This is a genomic window from Chitinophaga sp. 01L420 (assembly GCF_056399985.1).
On sequence record NZ_JBFTSK010000007.1, the window covers coordinates 188,937 to 209,850 of the forward strand.

Genomic DNA, 20,914 nt, shown 5'->3' on the forward strand with positions numbered 1-20,914 from the left:
CGTTCACCAATTCACCACTAACGGTTAAGTATAATCGGACTAAATTCGTTTTAGGTTTTTCATAGGATATGGTTAAAATTCTTAAGGCGGTATTCTTACCGCTTTTTCCTTTTTAAAGAAGTGCTGTTTACAGCATCCACATAAAGCCGAAGAGGCGAAGTAATAAGCGGATAACCACTTATTACTTCGCCTCTTCGGCTTTATTATTTCTGGTAAATACTATTTCTTTTTGGTGGAAGCTATTGCATCAGACCATTTGATAGGCAAACTCACACTTACCTTGTCCCAGGCGATGATCAGGTTAGCACCAGGATCACCTTTTTCAAATACCATCGTAAACGCTTCTACTGCAGTGTCCAGTGTTACCACTGGCAGCGCAGTTCTTACCACGTCTTTTTTCTGATCGTATTTAAAGGCGCCCCATATATCAGTGTCTTTATTCAGGATGATGGTCCAGGTTTTTTCTGTTGGGATAGCATACAGTGTATAACGTCCCTTCGGAATATTTTTACCGGCAATGGTTACCGGGCGGAAAAATTCGATTTCAGTGGCTTCGTTGGCTCCTAAACGCCATATTTTGCCATATTCTTCCAGGTTACCAAATATATCCCTGCCTTTGGTTTGCGGGCGACTGTATATTACCCGGGCTACCAGTGAACCAGGTTCACCTTTTACTTTCACTACGTAAGGGTACATTACAGGGTAATAGGCCATATCCATAGGGCTGGCATCAAGTGGCGGCATTTTTTTGTCCTGTGCGCCAGCGGTCAAACTGAGCATGCCTGCTATAAAGGCGAAAAGGAGAACTTTTTTCATCATCCTGGAAAGCTTTATTTCTTTTAAATGTAATTGGCGGCAAACCTACCCATTTTTAAGGAATCAGAAAAGAGGATACGCTGCTTTTAACAAGCTGTTAGCGGTTTTCCATCTGAAGCAGATTCTCCACATATGTCTGAAGTTCGGGAAAAAATTCCTGGTAACAGATTTTCAGTGCGGAATAATGCTCCATGAAAACTGCAAACACCACATTACCATCTGTTTCGAGATATCTCGCCCGGCGGGCTACCCCCCTGATTGCACTGGCAATACCTTCTGTAGTATGATAGTTATATAACCAGTTATAGGCCTGCATGTATTCAAACATCTTCAGGAAGTCCGGTGGTAGCTGTGCTGCCCGCTGTTTCACTTCACTATAAACGTAACGGGCAAACGAATAAAGTGAATCATTTGTAAAGCGCTCAGGGTCAGCAGCTAAGAAATGATCGTACACAAGGTCTGTAAACACACCGCTATATAGACCGCAGGAAGGCCTGAAAAAAAGTTTAGCCCTGCCCGTTACCGGATGCTGGTCGGTAAAAGTGTCGATAGCCCGATGAATACGAATGCCTTGCTGGATCCCCGCGTCAAAGGCAGCCATGTTTTTCCTACCCTTCACAAAATCAGCAATCAGATTGCCAGTGATCAGCTCAGGTTGCCGGAAAGATAAATAAGCATGGGCCAGGTGGTTCATGGCCTCAAGTTACGTATTTATGCTAAATGGCTTTATCTGTATCGTTACGCTATCTGAGGTTTGGCGGCATAGGATTGTAATGCTATCAACGTTTTTTTGGTGTCCAATACACTCATCATCATTTTTTCACCGTTCATCAGTTCCAGGAACAGTCCTTTTTTACCTCTGGTAATATAGCCTTTACCATATTCCGGGCTGCTGCGGACAGGCCAGCCGTTGAAATCCTTTTTGAGATCAAATTCTATGATAGTGGCGGATTTGATCTGTGACCAGTCGTAATGTACAGACTGGAACCTCCAGGAAAGGTATCGGAAGGAAATCCCACTTTCATCTATACGCACCTTTAGGCAAAATACCGCCCAAATGTAACCCAGTAGCAGGGTTTCAGAGATAGTAACTATCCAGTACACAGAGAACAGGAGGTTATCTGTTTGCCAGATATCACCGTAGTGGAGCCTGTAATAGATGGAAAAGATAGACGGGAAGAGTAAAAAGATCCAGGTACTAACGGGATTGCTATATTCTGAAAAGACTTTTTTCATGTTCAGGGCTTAGGTATGAAGGGTTTAGCGTTTATGGAGGGCATTTTTACACGTTCTATCAAAATATCACAATTCTTTTAAAACCTTATCCATTTTAACAATTTCTTAACTCTCGTCGATGCAACATTGGCAAGTTGGCACCAACAAACAGGCTATGGCTGCTCTGTATCCCCGTATGTCCGCCACCGGTCAGGCGGACGTTCATTAACGGATACTTCAAATTATCAAGTACTCCCATCAGTAAAGTATGCCTTGACCACTGCCCACTTCCCAACGTAGCTTTGACCTATCGAAACAACAAAAACGAAAAAAATTACAAACACCATAAAATTTTTCCGCCATGAAAAAAATTATTTTCTTAGTAAGCGCCGCACTTTTACTTAGTGTCAATGTGCTTCTTGCAAGCCCTTATGAAACTACTGCTAATACTAAAATAAACAGTACGTTTAATGAGTCTTTTACCGGAGCTACCGACGTTAAATGGTATACAGACGATAACAAAACGTTTACCGCCAAGTTTACCCTGAGTAATACCAAGGTAACTGCCTTTTTCAAAGAAGATGGCACCTTGCTGGCTACCTCCCGTTATCTGCAGGCAGAACAATTGCCACTGAAAGTAACCGGTAAACTGAATAAGAAATATCCCGGTACCAGCATCTACTGTGTAGTAGAATATACTTCCGGCGAAAACATAGTATATTTTGTAACAGTAGAAGGTGCAGACACCTGGACAGTTATCAAAACCGATGCGGATGCTAATATGAAAGTATACAGCCGCCTGAAGAAAGCTTAGTTTTAGTAGTGTTAAAAATACAGGGCTCATGGTAATTACCATGGGCTCTTTTGTTTTATTCCACAGCCCCGTTCCCCCTCCAAAAATTATCTTAACTTTGCCACCTGTTAAGGCTTTATTAGCCAGACTGTTAATGTATAAATGATTAAATGACATGAACAAGGGACCCGTTTCTCAATTTATCCAGCACCATTACCGCCACTTTAATGCAGCTGCATTGGTGGATGCTGCCAAAGGATATGAAACACATTTGCTGGAAGGCGGTAAAATGATGGTGACATTGGCCGGTGCGATGAGTACGGCTGAACTGGGCATTTCTTTCGCAGAAATGATCCGTCAGGGTAAAGTGGATATCATTTCCTGCACTGGTGCAAACCTGGAAGAAGATATCATGAACCTGGTAGCACATACACACTATAAGAGAGTGCCTAACTACCGCGATCTGAGCCCGCAGGAAGAATGGGATCTGCTGGAACAGGGTTTTAACCGTGTAACGGATACCTGTATCCCGGAAGAAGAAGCTTTCCGTCGTATCCAAAAACATATCCACAAAATATGGAAGGAAGCAGAAGAAAGCGGTGAGCGCTACTTCCCGCACGAATACATGTACAAACTGCTGCTGAGCGGCGTAATGAAAGAACATTACGAAATTGATCCAAAGAATAGCTGGATGATCGCTGCCGCAGAAATGAATATTCCTATCATCGTTCCAGGATGGGAAGATAGCACCATGGGTAATATCTTCGCTTCTTACTGCATCAAAGGTGAACTGAAAACGTCTACCATGAAAAGCGGTATCGAATATATGATCTACCTGTCTGAATGGTACCGTGCGAACTCTTCTGGTAAAGGCGTTGGCTTCTTCCAGATTGGTGGTGGTATTGCCGGTGACTTCCCGATTTGTGTAGTACCGATGATGTACCAGGATCTGGAATGGACAGATGTACCTTTCTGGGGTTACTTCTGCCAGATATCAGATTCCACTACCTCTTATGGTTCCTATTCCGGTGCCGTTCCTAACGAAAAAATTACCTGGGGTAAACTCGATATCCATACACCTAAGTTTATCGTAGAATCAGATGCTACTATCGTAGCACCACTGATGTTTGCGTATATCCTGGGATGGTAAATACAGCTTTTAGCCATTGGCTTTTGGCTTTTAGAAAAAATGCAGCGGAGACTATCTTCGCTGCATTTTTTTTAAGCTAATGGCTAAAGCTAAATAAATAATTCTGCTGCTATTCCGTCTGCAAATAATCTCCCTGCTTTAGTAAGCCGTAATGTTTCTCCTGCCCGCTCCATATGCTTCATCAATATAAAAGGCTGGCTATGTGCAATCAGGTGAGTGGTGAGGACAGTACCGAATTTTTCGGCGACCCATTCCAGGTTACAGCCGGCAGCCGTACGCAGGGCCGTCATAATGTATTCATTGAATTGCATGGCTGTGGTCAGTGATTCTATCTCAAAAGGAATTTTACCTTCGGTGATACGGTCAATGTATTGTGTATTGTTAGCAATGTTCCATTGCCTGGAAACACCGTTAAAGGAGTGAGCGGAGGGACCCAGGCCCAGGTAGGATTTGCCCTGCCAGTAGCTGCTGTTATGCCTGGAATGCCATCCCGGCAAAGCGAAGTTGGAGATTTCATAATGCTCATAACCGGCTGCTCCCAGTAATTCCATTAGCATTTCAAAGTGCAGAGCGGCCTTATCAGGGTCGGTGGCGGCCATCTTCTTTTTCTTAATAAAATGATCCAGTGCCGTGCCCGGTTCTACGGTGAGCGCATAACAGGATAAGTGGGGAACGCCCAGGGCAATGGCTTGTTGTACGTTTTGTTCCCAGCCTTCATCTGTGAGCGTGGGACCACCGTATATAAGATCAATCGTGATGTTATGAAAGCCCAGGTCCTGCGCCTGCCGCACACAATCCAGCGCCTGTTGACTGTTATGTGCCCGGTTCATCCAGGTGAGGTCTGCTTCATGAAACGACTGTATTCCAATGCTCAACCGGTTAATGCCCGCTGCTTTGAGCATGGTCAGTTTTTCAATACTGAGATCATCTGGATTGGCTTCCAGTGTTATTTCAGCATCTTCGGCTACCGGAAAAGTAGCACGTAAATGTGCCAGCAATGTCTGCAGCTCTTCTGCCTGTAGCAGACTTGGCGTACCACCACCAAAATAAATGGTGTGTACCGGCGCTCCGGCCAGGTAATCTTTTTGCAGGGTGATTTCCTGCAACAAACTTTTTACCATTGCTCCCTGCTTTGAAACGGAAGTGGAAAAGTGGAAGTTGCAGTAGTAACAGGCCTGTTTACAAAAAGGAATATGTAAATAAATTCCGGACATGCGCGTTTTATAGTGGTCTGCCATTGCCGTTTTACGGGTCAACTATGGACTATTTTAATATCTTTGCAACGTCAAAATTACGTTTCAGTTTTGTTATGTGAACAGGACAACGTTAATTGCTGCTGTTTCCTTTGTGCGTGAAAGGGACGTTATTATTGAAAAACCGATTTTAAAGTCATTGCAAAATATTTTCCTGGTGCGAAACTGGTTATTGCTGTTATTCATTTTCAGTTATTTGCCGATACTGGCGCAAACAACAGATTCCGCTGCTGTGAAGGCGCCGGTAGTAAAGAAAAAGCCGGTGATCACCCATTCGGCCGGCGATTCATCGCGTCCGAAAGTGCGTACCGCACCGGTGAAAAGAGATTCTTCACGGGTAAGCCATGTTAAAAAAGACAGCACCCGGGCCATTTCCCCGTTAATCGCACGCGCTAAAAAAGATACCACACGTTCAGCGATAGATACTGCTCAGCATAAAACAGATAGTCTGGCTGTGGCAGCAGTTCCTAAGGTGAAGGTTCCATCTCCCTATGATCTGTACATGAAGAAAATGGCGGAAGAAAACATCTTTTTAAAACCCGGCAGGCCCAGATTTGTGGACACCAACCCGGTGCGCCCCTACCGTAATATGGACTGGCTTATTTATTTAATGGCTGGTGTATTACTGGTGTTGAGCCTGATCCGCCTGTTTTACCAGAAGTATTTCTCTGATCTTTTCAGGGCTTTCCTGAATCCTACCCTTAGCCAGCGGCAGTTAAAGGATCAGTTGTCGCAGTCGCCTTTTCCCAATATGTTGCTGAATATTTTCTTCGCTATTGTGCTGGGATTGTATTTCTACCTGGTATTATACCGTCAGCAGGTATTTCCTCAGGCAGAGCCCTGGTTGCTGATTCCTGGCCTGATTGTGCTGGTAGCGGTGGTATACGGATTTAAATACACGATGCTGCGCTTTTGCGGTTGGTTATTTGGTAATACGGAGCTGGCCGATGCTTACATCTTCATCTTATACCTGATCAATAAGATTTTAGGGGTGTTACTGGTGCCTTTTCTGGTGATAATAGCCTTCTGTACCCCTGAAATTGCCCGTACTTTCTTGTATATATCGTTATTTTTTATTGTATTACTCATTATATACAGGTACATTAGATCTTATTCACTGGTTAAGCAATACCTATCTTTCAGTAAATTGCATTTTTTTCTTTACCTTTGCGCATTCGAAGTAGCGCCTGTTTTAATATTAACCAAGGTGCTGCAGAATATCTGGTTAACTGGTAATCCCTGATTATCGCCTATTGTTAACACAAGAGCAAAAAACGTATGATAAAAGGCGGGCCAAAAAAAGATTTGCAAGGTAAACAAATTCAGTCAATCCTAATTTCTCAACCTAAGCCTGAAACAGAAAAGTCGCCTTACTTTGATCTGGCCAAAAAGTTCAATATCAAATTGGATTTTTTTCCGTTCATTAGGGTGGAAGGTTTGCCAGCGAAGGAGTTCAGAAAACAGAAAATCGACATTCTTAGCTTTACGGCAGTGATTTTCACCAGTCGTAATTCGGTAGACCACTTTTTCCGGATCTGTGAGGAAATGAAGGTGAAAGTGTCGCAGGACTGCAAATACTTTTGTATTACAGAAGCTGTAGCGTTGTACCTGCAGAAATTCATTCTCTATCGTAAGCGGAAGGTATTCTATGGTGCGGATGGTTCAACCAAAGGGGTACTGGAGGTAATGAACAAGCACCGGGATAATGAAAAATTCCTGTTCCCAAGCTCAGATAGCCAGAAGAAAGATATCGAAGAGTGGCTAAAAGCGAACAAGTGTGAATATGCTACCGCTACCCTTTACAAAACAGTTTCTACGGATGTAAAGGAAGTGTTGGCTGCTACTACTTACGACATGATCGTGTTTTTCAGTCCTTCAGGTGTGAAATCGCTGTTTGAAAACATGCCAGGGTTTGAGCAGAATGGTACCCATATCGGTGCATTCGGACCAACTACCTCTGCAGCCGTTGAAGAAGCAGGATTACGACTGGATGTAAAAGCACCGCTTCCACAGGCACCTTCAATGGCAGCCGCGCTGGAACAGTATCTTACAACATTAATAAAAAAGTAAGCAGTCCTTCTGTCCATAAAATTTAGCAGGGATGGCATCATGTCATCCCTGTTTTTGTTACTGCAACAGTGGCGCAGACCTAAGGGAAACATGCGCCCAGCGCTTGTTTCCCGCTACATCTTTCTAACAGCCTATTGCCAGTGGTTACCAGCTCAAAAAATATTTCTTTGTAATCCTGAAAAAATAAATTTCTTTGTAAGAGAATATTTTATCAATCAGTCCATCGTGTAACGGAATTCATGAACAAGCTTATCAGTGAAACCAGCCCGTATTTGTTGCAGCATGCGCATAATCCTGTCCATTGGTATCCTTGGGGAGAAGAGGCCTTACAACGGGCTTTGCAGGAAGATAAACCGATATTGGTAAGCATAGGATATGCTGCCTGTCATTGGTGCCATGTAATGGAACGTGAGAGTTTTGAGAATGAGGCCACTGCTGCCATCATGAACGAACACTTTATTAATATTAAAATAGACCGGGAAGAAAGGCCAGACCTGGATCATATTTATATGGACGCAGTACAGGCGATGACCGGCGCTGGTGGCTGGCCGCTGAATGTTTTTCTTACACCTGATAAAAAGCCTTTTTACGGTGGGACCTATTTCCCGCCGGTGCAGGCTTACAGCCGACCTTCATGGACAGATGTACTCCTCTCCCTTTCCGATGCATTTCATAAGAAACGGGAAGAAATAGAAACGCAGGCAGATAACCTGGTGCAACATATCAGCCAGTCGGCGCAGATTGGCCAACAACCGGGCCTGGAGTTGAATATTCCCCGGGAAGAATTGTTTACCAAAGCGCAGTGCGACACGATTTGTGAAAATATCCTCAAACAGGCGGATACCAGCTGGGGCGGTTTCGGACGTGCGCCAAAGTTCCCGCAAACCTTTACCATCGCTTATTTGCTGCGTCATCACCATGCCTGGCATCATCCGGAAGCTTTGCAACAGGCACTGTTGTCACTTGATAAGATGCTGCAGGGTGGACTCTATGATCAGTTAGGGGGCGGTTTTGCCAGGTATTCTACAGATGAAAAATGGCTGGCACCGCATTTTGAGAAGATGCTGTATGACAATGCGCTGCTGATAGACGTGCTCTGCGATGCTTATCAGCTAACCCGCAATGACGTATATGCGCAAACGATAAAGGATACACTGACTTATATTACCCGTGAAATGACTTCTCCGGAAGGAGGCTTCTATGCTGCACTGGACGCTGATTCAGAAGGTGTGGAAGGGAAATTTTATACCTGGAGTAAAGCAGAAATACATCATATACTGGGAGAGCAGGCTACACCTTTCTGCGAGTATTATGATGTGAGCGAGCATGGCAACTGGGAAGAACAAAATATATTGTGGGTACAAAAGCCGTTGTTGGAGTTTGCCGCTGAGAAAGGATATGATGCAGCTATATTGGGTGCGATGCTGAAGGGATGCCGCGAAAAGCTGCTGGCAGTGCGGGCAAACAGGATCCGTCCCGGGTTGGATGATAAAATCCTGCTGGGATGGAATGCGATGATGGTACATGCCTGTTGCAAAGCTTATGGTGCACTGGGGATAGAAGAATATCGGGAGATGGCGATCCGCAATATGGATTTCTGCCTGGCTAATTTCCGTGAAACTGAAGGTGGACAAGCTTTTTATCATACCTGGAAGAATAATCAGGCGAAGTATCCGGCTTTCCTGGACGATTATGCATGTTTGATCAGTGCGCTGATTGCCTTACAGGAAATCACAGGTAATACGACTTATTTGTATCAGGCACGGGATATTGCTACGTTTGTGACTACGCATTTCAGCGATGAAAATCAGCTCTTTTTTTACTATACCATTGAAGATCAGGGAGATGTGATTGTGCGTAAGAAGGAGATTTATGATGGAGCAGTTCCCAGCGGGAATGCCATAATGATTCAAAACCTTTGGTACCTCTCTGTTGTTTTTGATCATAAGGAATGGGCAGACAGAAGTATAGCGGCTGTTTCCAGCCTTTCACAAACAGTGGTACGCTATCCAACCTCATTTGGCGTGTGGGCGAGTCAGTTATTACAATTTGTAAAAGGAACCCCGGAACTGGCGGTGGTAGGAAAAGATTTCAAAGAAAAAATGCAGGAAACCCAAAAATGGTTTATTCCGTATAGAATATTAATAGGTGCAGAAAAAAATATTTCTGATATTCCGCTCCTGACGGATCGGGAGAAGGAAAATGAAACTTTGGTGTATTTATGCAAAGATTATCATTGCATTAAGCCAGTATATTATATAGAAGAAATTATTAATTTAATATAATAATTATGTAACTTGCCCCTTATAAGGGTGGCCGGCGATTCAATAAATGTTATTACGTTAATATAATAAAATGTTAAAAGCAGCGTTTAAACTAGTTACAGAACGGTTGTAAGTGGGATTGAAAAAGTTGTATAAAAAGTCACTACGGATTAAAATTAATTATTACATTTGCTATCTTTCATATAAACAAAGCGGGTGAAATATGAGAAATGTGTTCCCTTGTATACAGGCAAATCACACCAGGCTGGTTAATAGAAAAAACATATTCTGATGAAAGCTACCCTTATGAAGCTTAACTATGTAAAAGGTCTGTTGGCAGTTTTGCTGGTTTCCCTGCTGGCCAGCTGTGGCGGTAGTAAAACCCCTAAAAATGCACAAGGGCAATTGATCGGCGTAAGTCCGAGACCAAAGTACACTCCCCCTGTACCTTATGGCATGGTATATATACCTGCCGGAACTTTTCACATGGGTCCCAGTGATGAAGATGTAAACTATGCATTCACTGCGCGTAACAAGGCAATTTCCATTTCCGGTTTCTACATGGATGCCACGGAGATTACCAATAACGAGTATCGCCAGTTTGTGCAATGGGTACAGGATTCAATCGCGCATATCCTGCTGGGGCACGTAAAATCCGATGACGGCCATGACGTAATCGATTGGAAGCAAAAGATTGTCTGGAAGGACAAAGGAACCTGGGAAAAACTGGATGCTATGGTGTATTCCGAGGCAGACAGGTTATATGGTCGCAAAGATATTGATGTAGGTAAACTGATTTACCATCAGGAAACATTCAACTGGGATAAAGCCAAGTTGAGAGAGAACACTGGTAAACCACGTTCTACATTTATTGTAAAGAAAGATGTGCCCATTTATCCGGATACACTTTGCTGGATCAGGGATTTCTCTTACGCCTACAACGAGCCGATGACACGTATGTACTTCTGGCACCCGGCGTTTGATAACTATCCGGTAGTAGGTGTAAACTGGCATCAGGCTACCGCTTTCTGCGAATGGAGAAGTAAATTCTGGGAAGACTACCGCCTCAGCAAGAAGCTGTTCACGGAAGATAAATTCCAGTTGCCTTCAGAAGCACAGTGGGAATATGCAGCCCGCGGCGGAAGAGAGCAAACACCATACCCTTGGGGAGGTTACTATATCCGTAACAAAAAAGGATGCTTACTCGCCAACTTCAAACCTGGCCGTGGTAACTATCCGGAAGATGGTGGATTTTATACTGTTCGCGCAGATGCTTACTGGCCTAACGATTACGGATTATACAATATGTCCGGTAACGTAGCCGAGTGGACAGCGGATATCTTTTATGAAAATGCCTACTCATTCACTTCTGATATGAACCCTTATTTGAGAATGGATGTACCAGATGATGCACCATTGAAAATGAAGCGTAAAGCCATCAGAGGCGGATCATGGAAAGACGTAGGTTATTTCCTCCAAACAGGAACCAGGACATATGAATATCAGGACAGTTCTAAATCATACGTAGGTTTCAGATGTACCATTGCCCTGAGCAGAAGAGCCAAACACAGATAGTAAAAACCAAATCAGTAATAGCCTGTATTAATATAACTACCAAAGAAACCTTTGTATTATGTACACTATTATCAGCAAATCAGTGAGAATTAACTATTCCATACAGACTTTAACTATTAACACTTTAACCAGTAAATTTTAACCTATGGCTATGAATCCTAACAAAGCTAAATGGCTGAACTTTTTCGTATGTATTGCGGCTTCCGTAGTAATTATCGGAGCATTATTTAAATTGCAACACTGGCGGGGAGCTGATATCGCTTTGATCTTAGGTTTGAGCACAGAAGCGCTTATCTTTTTTGTATACGCTTTCGTGCCTGATTCCAGTGCACATACTGAAGGACAAGTAGTGGCAGTTGCCGGCAGTCCTGCAGTAGCTGGCCTGGATAAAATGCTCCAGGAAGCAGACATCACTCCTGCTAACCTGCAACGTTTAAGCGAAAACTTCCAGAAACTGGGTACTACTGTTGACAAAATGAGAGACATCAGCGATGTGGTAGCAGCCACTGGTGATTACACTCAGAAAACAAGAGAAGCTGCCAGCGCTATTGGTAATGTAGCTAACGCTTACACTACTGCTGCCGCTGCCGTATCTTCTTTCAACAGTGCATCAGAATCTACCAAAGATTTCCACGTACAGATGCAGGGTATGACTAAAAATCTGGCTTCCCTCAATGCTATCTACGAACTGGAACTCCAGGACACTAACAACCACCTGAAAGCAATGAACTCATTCTACAGCAACCTGCAGAATGCTTCTTCCGCTATGAGTGGCAGCATTGAAGATGCTAAGAAAACACAAGAACAAATTTCCCTGCTCGCTAAAAACCTCAGCAACCTGAATTCAATTTATGGTAACATGCTGAGCGCAATGCACGGAGGACGATAAGGTATAGCTAATAGTTTTTGCATTAACACATATCAATTAAATCTGAAAACAAACTATGGCACTACCTAAAGATCCTAGGCAGAAGATGATCAACATCATGTACCTGGTCTTGACGGCCATGCTCGCGTTGAACGTCTCAGCCGAAATATTGAACGCATTTAGTATCGTAAATAACTCAATTAATACTTCCAATAAAACAGTAGCAGATAAAAACGATTTCATTTACAAACAGTTTGAGGCACAAATGAAGGACAACGCTGGAAAAACAGCTCCTTACAAAGCCAAAGCAGAAGAAGTAAAGAAATTATCTGCCAGCATGTATGACTACGTACAATCCTTAAAAGAAACCATTATCACTGAAAGCGGTGGTAAAGATGAACATGGTGAAATTAAGGACAAAGCTGGTCTGGATGCCCCTACAAGGGTGATGGAGAATAACAGAAAAGGACCTGAGCTGGAAGGCAAGCTGAAAGAGCTGCGCGAAAAACTCCTCTCCTTTATTGACGATCCTAAATCTAAAGCACAGATCGAAAAAACTTTACCACTGAAAATAGAAGTAGGCAAATCCAATGATGATCAAGGCGGCCCTAAAACCTGGACTACCTATCACTTCAACATGGTCCCTACCATTGCAGCAGTAACTATTCTGGGTAAATTCCAGAATGATATCAAGAACTCTGAATCTGCTGTGATTGATTATCTTTTCGGTCGTATTGAAGCAAACACTTTCAAGTTTGATAAAGTAAGACCTTTCATTTCACTGAATTCCAAAAACCTGATGGAAGGACAAACCTTAACTGCTAACATCGCAGTAGGTGCCTACAGCACCACGGTAAATCCAACTATCGTTGTAAATGGTCAAACCATTGAAGCACACGAAGGTTTAGGAACACTTACTATTCCTGCTTCCGGAATTGGCGAAAAAACCATCTCCGGTACTATTACCTTACCTAGCCCTTCTGGTGGCGCTCCTGAATCCTATCCCTTTACAGAAACTTATAATGTAGGTGCTTCTGCTACCTCCATCTCTGCCGACAAAATGAACGTGCTGTATATCGGTTTGCAGAATCCAATTTCGATCTCTGCTGCGGGTGTACCTGCCGAACAAGTGTCTGCCTCCATTAGTGGTGGTAACATGACTAAACGCGGTTCAGGCGAATATATCGTTACAGTAAGCCAACCAGGTAAAGCAGTAATTAACGTAGTAGCTAACATTGATGGTAAAACCAAATCACTCGGTCAGAAAGAATTCCGTGTAAAACGTGTTCCTGATCCGGTACTGAAAGTAGGTGTTAACAAAGGTGGTAGCATGAAAGCTGCAGACTTTAAAGTTCAGGGCGGTTTACGCGCTGATCTGGAAGACTTCGAATTTGAAGGTGTGAAATATGAAGTAATCGGTTACCGTGTAGGTATCTCTGCAAAAGGCAAAGAATACCAGGAAGGTGATGCTACTTCCGCTTATTTCCCAGGCAACGTAGCGGGATCTATCCGCTCTCTGCGCCCAGGTGATGAAGTATTTTTCGAGAACGTGAAAGTGAAAGGCCCGGATAACATTGTTCGTTCGATGCCGAGTACTATATTTAAATTAAACTAACGGTCAATTAATTACTGAATTATGCGAGCAGTAATATTTAACAGAATAGGTTGGTGCACTCTTTTGCTGGTGATGCTGGCAACAGCTGCTGATGCGCAACGCCGCGGTGGTACAACCCGCCGTAGAACTGCTAACACAGCTACGCCTACACCAGATGCTTCAGTAGTAAACCCGGCAACCGGGAATACTGTTACGCCTCCGGCTGCTCCTCCTGCTTCTCAACGTCCGGATGGTATTACCTCCCCGGTGGTGGATACTCCCCGCAAATCATTACGTATTGATGGTGTGGTGGAAAGAAACCTTGCAAGAGAACGTACGCCAATTGTCTATGACTACATTCGTGAGGACGATAGGTTTTGGGAAAAACGCGTATGGCAGGTAATCGACATCAGAGAGAAAATAAACCTCCCCTTCCAATACAATGTGGAAGATGAGACCGGCACCAATCAGCTGTTTATAAATATTCTGCTGGACGCACTCAAGAATAAAGAGGTAGAAGCTTTCAGCCCTATCGATGACCGCTTTACTACTGTTATGCCCTTCGCCGAAATCCAGAATAAACTCAGCGGTGAAGAAAGAACAGTACGTAGTATAGATCCGGTAACCGGCGAAGAAAAAATGGTGACTACCCGCGATGACTTCGATCCCCGTACCATCAAACAGTACAAGATCAAAGAAGTTTGGGTATTCGACAAAGAAGCTTCCGTCCTGAAAGTTCGTATACTGGGTATTGCTCCTATGGTATCCCGTATAAATGAAGACGGCTCTATCCGTGCCTCTATTCCTTTATTCTGGGTATATTATCCTGACTGCCGCGGTATCCTGGCCAAACACGATGTGTACAACCAGAATAACGATGCATCTACTATCAGCTGGGAAGATCTTTTTGAAATGCGCTTCTTCGGTAGCTACATAGTGAAGGAAAATAATACCTACAACCGCGAGATCAAGGACTACATTAAAGACGGTACCATGCGCCTCCTTGAAGGACAAGCCATTCACGACCGTATCTTTAATAAAGAGCAGGACCTCTGGCAATACTAGCATAAAGCTATTAGCTTTTAGCATAAAGCAAAATGCAGCGAAGAACATCATATGTGCTTCGCTGCATTTTGCTTTATGCTTTTCGCTCTTTTTCCTATCTTTCAGTATGCACCTCGAGTTACTACGTAAAACCGCTTTCCAGATCATGCCCCTCCCCGATCCCGAATGGGAGGCGCTGGCCGCCGTTTGGACACCAGTGCAGTACAAACGAAAAGAAGTAATGACAGTAGCCGGTGAGGTGGAAAAATATCTCTACTTCGTTACTGCCGGCGTACAAAGAGTTTTTAATCTGGATGGTGATAAAGAATCTACCCTCCTCTTTACTTATACCGGTTCATTTTCTGGTGTAATGGATTCCTTCCAGCTACAACGCCCCTCTCCCTGGTACCTGGAAACATTAACACATAGTGAATTGCTGCGAATGAGCTACGCTGATTTTACCCGCCTGATCCTGGAATTTCCGCTGATAGAAAGATGGGTGAGATTAGGAACAGTAGCTGCATTGGCTGGTGTCATGGAACGACACCTGGAATTGCTGTCTTTCACTGCCGAACAGAAATTCAGGAAACTCTTAACCCGCAGCCCTCATGTATTACACCTGATCCCGCATAAATACCTCGCTTCCTATCTGGGCATAGATCCCGCCACTTTCAGTAAATTGCTGAGTACCGTAAAACTATAAAATGTTGATCTGCACAAAGATTTTCTATCACAGACCATCCTAGTTTTGTGCTAAATATTGATGTCATGAGCCCGGTTAAAAGTAATGAACTGTTGCAGGGGTTGCGTAAACAAATCGTAGCCATACAATATAAAGCAGCCAATCGTTTTGGTGAAAGTACAGATGGGATGTTACAACATTTTCCGGCGCAGGGTAAATGGAGTGCGGTGCAATGTCTGGAGCACCTGAATACTTATGGCAGGTACTATCTGCCGCAACTTGAAAATGCAATTACATCAGCAGAGAAAAAAAATAGCCGGTCGGAAACGTCGTTTAAAAGCAGTTGGCTGGGAAGCTATTTCACCCGCCTGATGCAACCCAAAGAAGATGGGCAACTGCGCTCCCGGATGAAATCCCCCAAGGGGCATATCCCTGCTTTAAACCCGGATGTAGCCACCGTATTGCAGGAGTTCATTGAGCAGCAACAGCAGTTGGAAGCGTTACTGGTACGTGCAGAAAAAATAAATATCCGCCAGTATAAAGTACCTACTTCCTTGTCGCGCTTTATAAAGTTATCGGTAGGCGATACATTTGGTTTCCTCACCGCACATATCAACCGGCATATACTGCAGGCGGAAAGAGCAATGGCAGAACACACAGCTCCGATGGCCAAAATCGTATAAGGCTAACCGTTATGAAAGTGTTCCCAGATCAGTTTGGCTTTAGCAGCACCTACTTCTTTTTCCAGTTCTTCCTGTGATAATAATTTTATTTTAGTGACAGACCGGAAGGCTTTCAGTAATTGTGTAGCAGTATTTTCTCCAATACCTTTAATACTTTCCAATTCGTTTTTGAAGGTACCTTTGCTGCGTTTCTGCCGGTGAAAAGTAATCCCGAAACGATGTACTTCATCACGGACCCGGCGTATCAGTTTCAGGCTCTCGCTGTTATAAGGCAACTTGATACTTTGTGAGTCACCCGGGAAAAATATTTCTTCTTCATTTTTTGCTAACCCCACAACCGTCATACTGCCTATCAGGTTCAGCTCACGAATACTTTCCATAGCAGATCCGAGCTGGCCCTTACCACCATCGATGATCACCAGTTGAGGTAATGGCTGCTGCTCTGCCAACAGGCGGTTATRTCGTCTGAAAACCACTTCTTTCATGGAAGCAAAGTCATTGATCCCTTCTACTGTTTTGATATTGAAATGCCGGTAATCTTTATTGGAGGCCACACCGTCTTTGAAAACTACACAGGCAGCCACAGGATAGCTACCCTGGAAGTTGGAGTTATCAAAGCATTCAATGTGTTCGGGTAATACCGGTAATTCAAGATCTGCCTGCAGCTGGTATAATACCTGTTTTCTCTCCATATCAGTTTTACCTTCCAGGTGCAGTATTTTTTTGCGGTATAAATCTTCTTTGAAATAATTCACATTCTTTTCAGAAAGTTCCAGCAATTTCTTCTTATCACCGCCTTTCGGAACGGTAACAGTAACGCTGCTTTCAGGGTATTCTAACGGTAAGGGTACAACTATTTCAGTCGTGATACTTTTAAATACTTCACGAAGATATGCAATGGCATATGCCAGCACTTCTTCATCACTTTCTTCCAGCTGTTTTTCCAGTGTTACGGTTTTGGTATCAGCAATGGTGCCGTTCAAAATGCGCAGGTAATTTACATAAGCATGATTGCCTTCGCTGATAATAGAAAACACATCCACATTGCCCATGCGGTTATTAACAATGGTGGATTTAGCGGAATAGTCTTCGAGACTGGCTATCTTTTTACGCATGATTTCCGCCTTCTCGAATTCCATTTTTGACACATGGTCCAGCATCTGTTCTTTGAACAGGTTTAGTACCGGGGTAAGATTTCCTTTTAACACGTTCTTTACCTGCTGTAGTCCTTCGCGGTAGTCTTCCTGTGTCTGTAGTCCTTCACAGGGGCCTTTGCAGTTCCCGAGGTGATATTCGAGACATACCTTGAATTTGCCTTTTCGTATATTCTCTTCCGTTAAGTTGAGGCTACAGGTACGTAAAGGGATATTGTATTTGATCACCTCCAGTATTTCCCTTACACGTCCTACAGAGGTAAAAGGTCCCAGGTAGTCGGATCCGTCTTTGACAACGTTGCGGGTGAAAAACACACGGGGAAAAGACTCATGTTTAATAACGATATAAGGATAGGTTTTATCATCCTTCAGGTTAATATTGTATTTGGGCCTGAATTGTTTGATAAGAGAGTTTTCCAGTAGAAATGCATCCTGTTCTGAGTCTACGATGGTAAACTCAATATGATGTATATGTTCTACCAGTTTCCTGGTTTTGTAGTTATCATGATTTTTTACAAAATAGGAGCTCACCCGTTTACGCAAACTTTTGGCTTTCCCTACATATAAGAGGGAGCCTGATTCATCGTAGTATTTATAGATGCCTGCATCGCCAGGTATGGTATGTGATATTTTCTGAAACTCCGCTGCGGTCATGTTTACATCCCTTTTTTAGGTGCGATCGTTACATTTACTTCCAGTTCTTTGGGTGTCAGGAAGGCTATTTTCTGATAGGTAGTCATCCGAACCTGCCTGTTTTGCTGGTAAAAGAGGTCCTGCCGGAATTCGTATACCAGGTTGCTGGTGTAGGAGTGAATGTTTACCTGTTGTATATTGCCTTGTTTGTCCAGTTCCATGGTTACTTCTGATGGATTGGTTTGTTTGCCCCGTGATTTATAGATCACTGATTTCCTACCGGAAAAGGGATCGTATAAGCTGGAGGTATCATATTCATCCCGGAGGGAGGGCTTATTAAGGTCAGCATCCATAAATGGCTTTAATAAGTCATGTACGGTGGCGCTATCATTTCCGGAAATGCTGGCAGTATCTTTTTTCCCATTGAGTATCACTGTTTTAAATAGTGTCACATCGTTGGTGCGAATATGTGCATTCTCCTGGCTGAAGTAGGCTGGCAGTTTTGCAAACTTATCTTGTCCTGGGTCTTTTGATGTTTTATTTGCCTGGTTACAGGCCATGAAGCCAATTATGGTAAACAACACCGTTACTTGCGGGTATATTTTCATGCTGCAAAATTAATACTTAAATGTGGGTCATAAAAAATGCGCCGTAAAAACGGCGCATCGATGCATGAGCAAATCTGTCGAGAGCACTAAAAATATGTAAATCAGCGTGTTGGGCTGACAATTTTTTAAGGGTAACGTCTATTAAACGAGGGCCATAAACTAAATGTTACAGGTGCCGATAAATAAATTGGGCAGAAGGAGTAAAACTTAAAGCAAAAAGCTATTGAAGCGAATGATCAATACGGAATATTCATATCCGTTTAGTTCATTCGCTTCAATAGCTTTTTGCTTTAAGCTTTACTCCTTCTGCTATATCAGTAAATTACCAGTCATTTCCTTAGGAATAGGTAATCCCATGAAATGCAGGATGGTAGGGGCAATGTCGCCGAGTTTACCATCTTTTACTGGACCCTGAAAGTCTTTGTTGATAATGAAGAACGGAACCAGGTTCAATGAGTGGGCGGTATTAGGACTACCATCTGCATTGATCATAAAGTCGGCATTACCATGATCCGCGGTGAGAAAAACAGTGTAGTCGCTGGCCAGAGCTGCGGTCACTACACGTTCTACGCAATGATCTACGGTTTCAACTGCTTTAATAACGGCTTCGAATACACCGGTATGTCCTACCATGTCCGCGTTAGCGAAGTTGAGTACCACAAAGTCGGCTGATTTTTGTTGGAGTTCAGGAACAATCAGGTCAGCCAGTTCATTGGCGCTCATTTCTGGTTTCAGGTCGTAAGTGGCTACTTTGGGAGAAGCTGCCATCAGCCTGCGTTCGCCTTCGAATTCTGTTTCACGGCCTCCGGAAAAGAAGAAGGATACGTGCGGATATTTTTCTGTTTCAGCAATACGGATCTGTGTACAGCCATCTTTAGCCAACACTTCACCCAGCGTCATGTTCAGGTTATCGTTTTCGAAAATTACGTGTACGTTTTTATAGGTACGGTCGTAATCTGTCATGGTAGTATAGTAGATATTCAGTGGCGTCATACCGAAGTCGGGAATGGCTTCCTGTGTGAGCACCTGAGATATTTCGCGGCAACGATCCGTACGGAAGTTGAAGCAAAGTACGGCATCGCCTTCCTGGATGGTACCTATTGCTTTTTCCTGCGCATCTGTTGCAATGATTGGCTTAATGAATTCGTCTGTTACGCCTTCTGCATAAGATGCTTTCACGGCAGTTAACAGGTCATGAGTAGGAGTACCTATTCCATGTACCATGGCATCATAGGCCAGCTTCACGCGCTCCCAGCGCTTGTCGCGGTCCATGGCATAGTAACGGCCCGTTACGGTAGCAATTTTACCGGTAGATGTTTCCAGGTGAGCAGAAAGGTCTTCGAGGAAGCCTAATCCACTTCTGGGATCAGTATCACGACCATCAGTGAAAGCGTGGATATATACTTTTTCCAGGCCATGTGTTTTGGCAATGTTGGTCAGTGCTTTCAGGTGGGCAATATGTGAGTGTACGCCACCATCACTTACGAGTCCTATCAGGTGAAGCGCTTTATCGTTGTTTTTAGCATGAGCCAGTGTATCCAGTAATATAGGATTGGCAGCCAGTTCTCCATCTCTGATGGCTACGTTGATGCGTTGCAGTTCCTGGTACACTATTCTGCCGGCGCCGATGTTCAGGTGGCCTACTTCAGAGTTGCCCATTTGTCCGTCAGGAAGACCCACAGCTTCTCCGCAGGTGATGAGGTGACTGTGTGGGTACTGCTTGTATAAACTGCTTACAAAAGGGGTTTTTGCATGTGCAATGGCATCGGCTGTAGGAACTTTACCTTCGCCCCATCCGTCCATAATTACGAGAATGGCTCTTTTCTTTTCCATATCCTATCTGGTTATAGTTTAATATAAATTCACTCAAGACGGTGAAAGTACTTATAAAGGGTTTAAATATTTTGCAAAAATAACGCTTATCAAAAAATTAACCCTCATGACCCTGGTTGCTTAAATTTTATATTCCATTTATTTAAAATGAAACACATATTATCTTACTGTTATTACTTAGCCGTTAATAGCTACCACGATAATGTGATTTTGTTGATTTGCAGTGTGTTTGGCATAGTTTTCGCTTTTAATTTGAGTTAGAAAAATCACATTTTTAATAAAATAACTGACAATGAAGAAGCTATTGATTGTGCTGGGGATTATGTTGTTGGGAGGTGTTTTTACGTCGCTTACACTGTCGGCCAGGTCAATTAGTATCACAGTTGCCGGCCCATTTGAAGATGTAGTGGCGGCATTAAAGCAAGGCGATGTTAGCGGCTTATCCCGTTATCTCGACAATACTGTGGAGATCAATATTTCAGGAAAGTCAAATTCCTATAGCAAAGCACAGGCGGAAATTATTTTAAAGGATTTCTTCTCTAAAAACCAGGTTAAATCATTTGAACTGGTACATCAGGGTGGAGATAATTCGCGCTTTGGTATTGGTACTATGGTGACTGGTAATGGTACTTTCAGGGTTTCTTTCTTCCTGCAGAAGAAAGGTGGAACAATGGTACTG

19 protein-coding genes are annotated in these 20,914 nt (G+C 43.4%); 12 read left to right on the top strand and 7 right to left on the bottom strand.

Going from position 1 to position 20,914, the window contains the following annotated elements; all coding sequences use genetic code 11:
* Positions 1–219: 219 nt before the first annotated feature.
* The 3 genes from AC1DP6_RS09900 to AC1DP6_RS09910 form a co-directional block, all read right to left on the bottom strand.
* Positions 220–819: a DUF2911 domain-containing protein gene (locus tag AC1DP6_RS09900; RefSeq protein ID WP_477054673.1), complete on the bottom strand. Its 600-nt coding sequence runs from the start codon at positions 817–819 to the stop codon at positions 220–222.
* Positions 820–913: 94 nt separating this feature from the next.
* Positions 914–1,510, bottom strand: coding sequence for an acyl carrier protein phosphodiesterase (locus tag AC1DP6_RS09905; RefSeq protein WP_477054674.1), 597 nt, complete (start codon positions 1,508–1,510; stop codon positions 914–916).
* 44 nt (positions 1,511–1,554) lie between these two features.
* On the bottom strand, positions 1,555–2,052 hold the full coding sequence (locus AC1DP6_RS09910; RefSeq protein WP_477054675.1) for a hypothetical protein: 498 nt from the start codon (positions 2,050–2,052) through the stop codon (positions 1,555–1,557).
* Between the two features lie 340 nt (positions 2,053–2,392).
* Here AC1DP6_RS09910 and AC1DP6_RS09915 point away from each other — a divergent pair, with 340 nt between their 5' ends.
* Positions 2,393–2,845 (top strand): hypothetical protein, encoded by a 453-nt coding sequence (locus tag AC1DP6_RS09915; RefSeq protein ID WP_477054676.1) that lies wholly within the window; start codon positions 2,393–2,395, stop codon positions 2,843–2,845.
* Positions 2,846–2,999: 154 nt separating this feature from the next.
* On the top strand, positions 3,000–3,974 hold the full coding sequence (locus tag AC1DP6_RS09920; RefSeq protein ID WP_133806957.1) for a deoxyhypusine synthase family protein: 975 nt from the start codon (positions 3,000–3,002) through the stop codon (positions 3,972–3,974).
* An 89-nt stretch (positions 3,975–4,063) separates the two neighbouring features.
* Here the strand turns inward: AC1DP6_RS09920 and hemW are convergent, their stop codons facing one another.
* The gene (gene hemW, locus AC1DP6_RS09925) at positions 4,064–5,212 is read right to left on the bottom strand and encodes a radical SAM family heme chaperone HemW (RefSeq protein ID WP_477054677.1); all 1,149 of its coding nucleotides are present in this window, start codon (positions 5,210–5,212) and stop codon (positions 4,064–4,066) included.
* Between the two features lie 172 nt (positions 5,213–5,384).
* Between hemW and AC1DP6_RS09930 the strand changes: the two genes are divergently transcribed.
* From AC1DP6_RS09930 to AC1DP6_RS09970, 9 genes are all read left to right on the top strand, one after another.
* Positions 5,385–6,470, top strand: a complete 1,086-nt coding sequence (locus AC1DP6_RS09930; protein WP_477054678.1) for a DUF4271 domain-containing protein — start codon at positions 5,385–5,387, stop codon at positions 6,468–6,470.
* Positions 6,471–6,505: 35 nt separating this feature from the next.
* The gene (locus AC1DP6_RS09935; RefSeq protein WP_331959312.1) at positions 6,506–7,297 is read left to right on the top strand and encodes a uroporphyrinogen-III synthase; all 792 of its coding nucleotides are present in this window, start codon (positions 6,506–6,508) and stop codon (positions 7,295–7,297) included.
* A gap of 239 nt (positions 7,298–7,536) precedes the next feature.
* The gene (locus AC1DP6_RS09940) at positions 7,537–9,582 is read left to right on the top strand and encodes a thioredoxin domain-containing protein (protein WP_477054679.1); all 2,046 of its coding nucleotides are present in this window, start codon (positions 7,537–7,539) and stop codon (positions 9,580–9,582) included.
* Positions 9,583–9,852: 270 nt separating this feature from the next.
* Positions 9,853–11,136 (top strand): T9SS ring complex lipoprotein PorK/GldK, encoded by a 1,284-nt coding sequence (gene porK / locus AC1DP6_RS09945; protein WP_477025099.1) that lies wholly within the window; start codon positions 9,853–9,855, stop codon positions 11,134–11,136.
* A 151-nt stretch (positions 11,137–11,287) separates the two neighbouring features.
* Positions 11,288–12,025: a type IX secretion system motor protein PorL/GldL gene (gene porL, locus AC1DP6_RS09950; RefSeq protein ID WP_441573034.1), complete on the top strand. Its 738-nt coding sequence runs from the start codon at positions 11,288–11,290 to the stop codon at positions 12,023–12,025.
* Positions 12,026–12,080: 55 nt separating this feature from the next.
* Entirely contained in the window at positions 12,081–13,619 is a 1,539-nt protein-coding gene (porM, locus tag AC1DP6_RS09955; RefSeq protein ID WP_477054680.1) for a type IX secretion system motor protein PorM/GldM, read from the top strand.
* 21 nt (positions 13,620–13,640) lie between these two features.
* Positions 13,641–14,663 carry a type IX secretion system ring subunit PorN/GldN gene (gene porN, locus AC1DP6_RS09960; protein WP_477054681.1) on the top strand — a complete coding sequence of 341 codons (1,023 nt, stop codon included), beginning with the start codon at positions 13,641–13,643 and terminating at the stop codon, positions 14,661–14,663.
* 106 nt (positions 14,664–14,769) lie between these two features.
* Positions 14,770–15,345: a Crp/Fnr family transcriptional regulator gene (locus AC1DP6_RS09965; protein ID WP_477054682.1), complete on the top strand. Its 576-nt coding sequence runs from the start codon at positions 14,770–14,772 to the stop codon at positions 15,343–15,345.
* A gap of 65 nt (positions 15,346–15,410) precedes the next feature.
* A complete protein-coding gene (locus AC1DP6_RS09970; RefSeq protein ID WP_477054683.1) occupies positions 15,411–16,007 on the top strand; it encodes a DinB family protein in 597 nt (198 codons plus the stop codon).
* Between the two features lie 2 nt (positions 16,008–16,009).
* Here the strand turns inward: AC1DP6_RS09970 and uvrC are convergent, their stop codons facing one another.
* The 3 genes from uvrC to gpmI all read right to left on the bottom strand — a co-directional run bounded on the left by uvrC (position 16,010) and on the right by gpmI (position 20,235).
* The gene (uvrC, locus tag AC1DP6_RS09975; protein ID WP_477054684.1) at positions 16,010–17,815 is read right to left on the bottom strand and encodes an excinuclease ABC subunit UvrC; all 1,806 of its coding nucleotides are present in this window, start codon (positions 17,813–17,815) and stop codon (positions 16,010–16,012) included.
* A 2-nt stretch (positions 17,816–17,817) separates the two neighbouring features.
* Positions 17,818–18,402, bottom strand: a complete 585-nt coding sequence (locus AC1DP6_RS09980; protein ID WP_477054685.1) for a hypothetical protein — start codon at positions 18,400–18,402, stop codon at positions 17,818–17,820.
* A gap of 309 nt (positions 18,403–18,711) precedes the next feature.
* On the bottom strand, positions 18,712–20,235 hold the full coding sequence (gpmI, locus tag AC1DP6_RS09985) for a 2,3-bisphosphoglycerate-independent phosphoglycerate mutase (RefSeq protein WP_477054686.1): 1,524 nt from the start codon (positions 20,233–20,235) through the stop codon (positions 18,712–18,714).
* 292 nt (positions 20,236–20,527) lie between these two features.
* Here gpmI and AC1DP6_RS09990 point away from each other — a divergent pair.
* Positions 20,528–20,914: DUF4783 domain-containing protein (locus tag AC1DP6_RS09990; RefSeq protein WP_477054687.1), on the top strand; the 387-nt coding region annotated here is incomplete at its 3' end.

What these genes read in the sequence shown, in the direction of transcription:
- AC1DP6_RS09900 (WP_477054673.1), bottom strand. Translation starts at nt 819, where the DNA reads ATGATGAAAAAAGTTCTCCTTTTCGCCTTTATAGCAGGCATGCTCAGT.
- AC1DP6_RS09905 (WP_477054674.1), bottom strand. Translation starts at nt 1,510, where the DNA reads ATGAACCACCTGGCCCATGCTTATTTATCTTTCCGGCAACCTGAGCTG.
- AC1DP6_RS09910 (WP_477054675.1), bottom strand. Translation starts at nt 2,052, where the DNA reads ATGAAAAAAGTCTTTTCAGAATATAGCAATCCCGTTAGTACCTGGATC.
- AC1DP6_RS09915 (WP_477054676.1), top strand. Translation starts at nt 2,393, where the DNA reads ATGAAAAAAATTATTTTCTTAGTAAGCGCCGCACTTTTACTTAGTGTC.
- AC1DP6_RS09920 (WP_133806957.1), top strand. Translation starts at nt 3,000, where the DNA reads ATGAACAAGGGACCCGTTTCTCAATTTATCCAGCACCATTACCGCCAC.
- hemW (WP_477054677.1), bottom strand. Translation starts at nt 5,212, where the DNA reads ATGGCAGACCACTATAAAACGCGCATGTCCGGAATTTATTTACATATT.
- AC1DP6_RS09935 (WP_331959312.1), top strand. Translation starts at nt 6,506, where the DNA reads ATGATAAAAGGCGGGCCAAAAAAAGATTTGCAAGGTAAACAAATTCAG.
- AC1DP6_RS09940 (WP_477054679.1), top strand. Translation starts at nt 7,537, where the DNA reads ATGAACAAGCTTATCAGTGAAACCAGCCCGTATTTGTTGCAGCATGCG.
- porK (WP_477025099.1), top strand. Translation starts at nt 9,853, where the DNA reads ATGAAAGCTACCCTTATGAAGCTTAACTATGTAAAAGGTCTGTTGGCA.
- porL (WP_441573034.1), top strand. Translation starts at nt 11,288, where the DNA reads ATGAATCCTAACAAAGCTAAATGGCTGAACTTTTTCGTATGTATTGCG.
- porM (WP_477054680.1), top strand. Translation starts at nt 12,081, where the DNA reads ATGGCACTACCTAAAGATCCTAGGCAGAAGATGATCAACATCATGTAC.
- porN (WP_477054681.1), top strand. Translation starts at nt 13,641, where the DNA reads ATGCGAGCAGTAATATTTAACAGAATAGGTTGGTGCACTCTTTTGCTG.
- AC1DP6_RS09965 (WP_477054682.1), top strand. Translation starts at nt 14,770, where the DNA reads ATGCACCTCGAGTTACTACGTAAAACCGCTTTCCAGATCATGCCCCTC.
- AC1DP6_RS09970 (WP_477054683.1), top strand. Translation starts at nt 15,411, where the DNA reads ATGAGCCCGGTTAAAAGTAATGAACTGTTGCAGGGGTTGCGTAAACAA.
- AC1DP6_RS09980 (WP_477054685.1), bottom strand. Translation starts at nt 18,402, where the DNA reads ATGAAAATATACCCGCAAGTAACGGTGTTGTTTACCATAATTGGCTTC.
- gpmI (WP_477054686.1), bottom strand. Translation starts at nt 20,235, where the DNA reads ATGGAAAAGAAAAGAGCCATTCTCGTAATTATGGACGGATGGGGCGAA.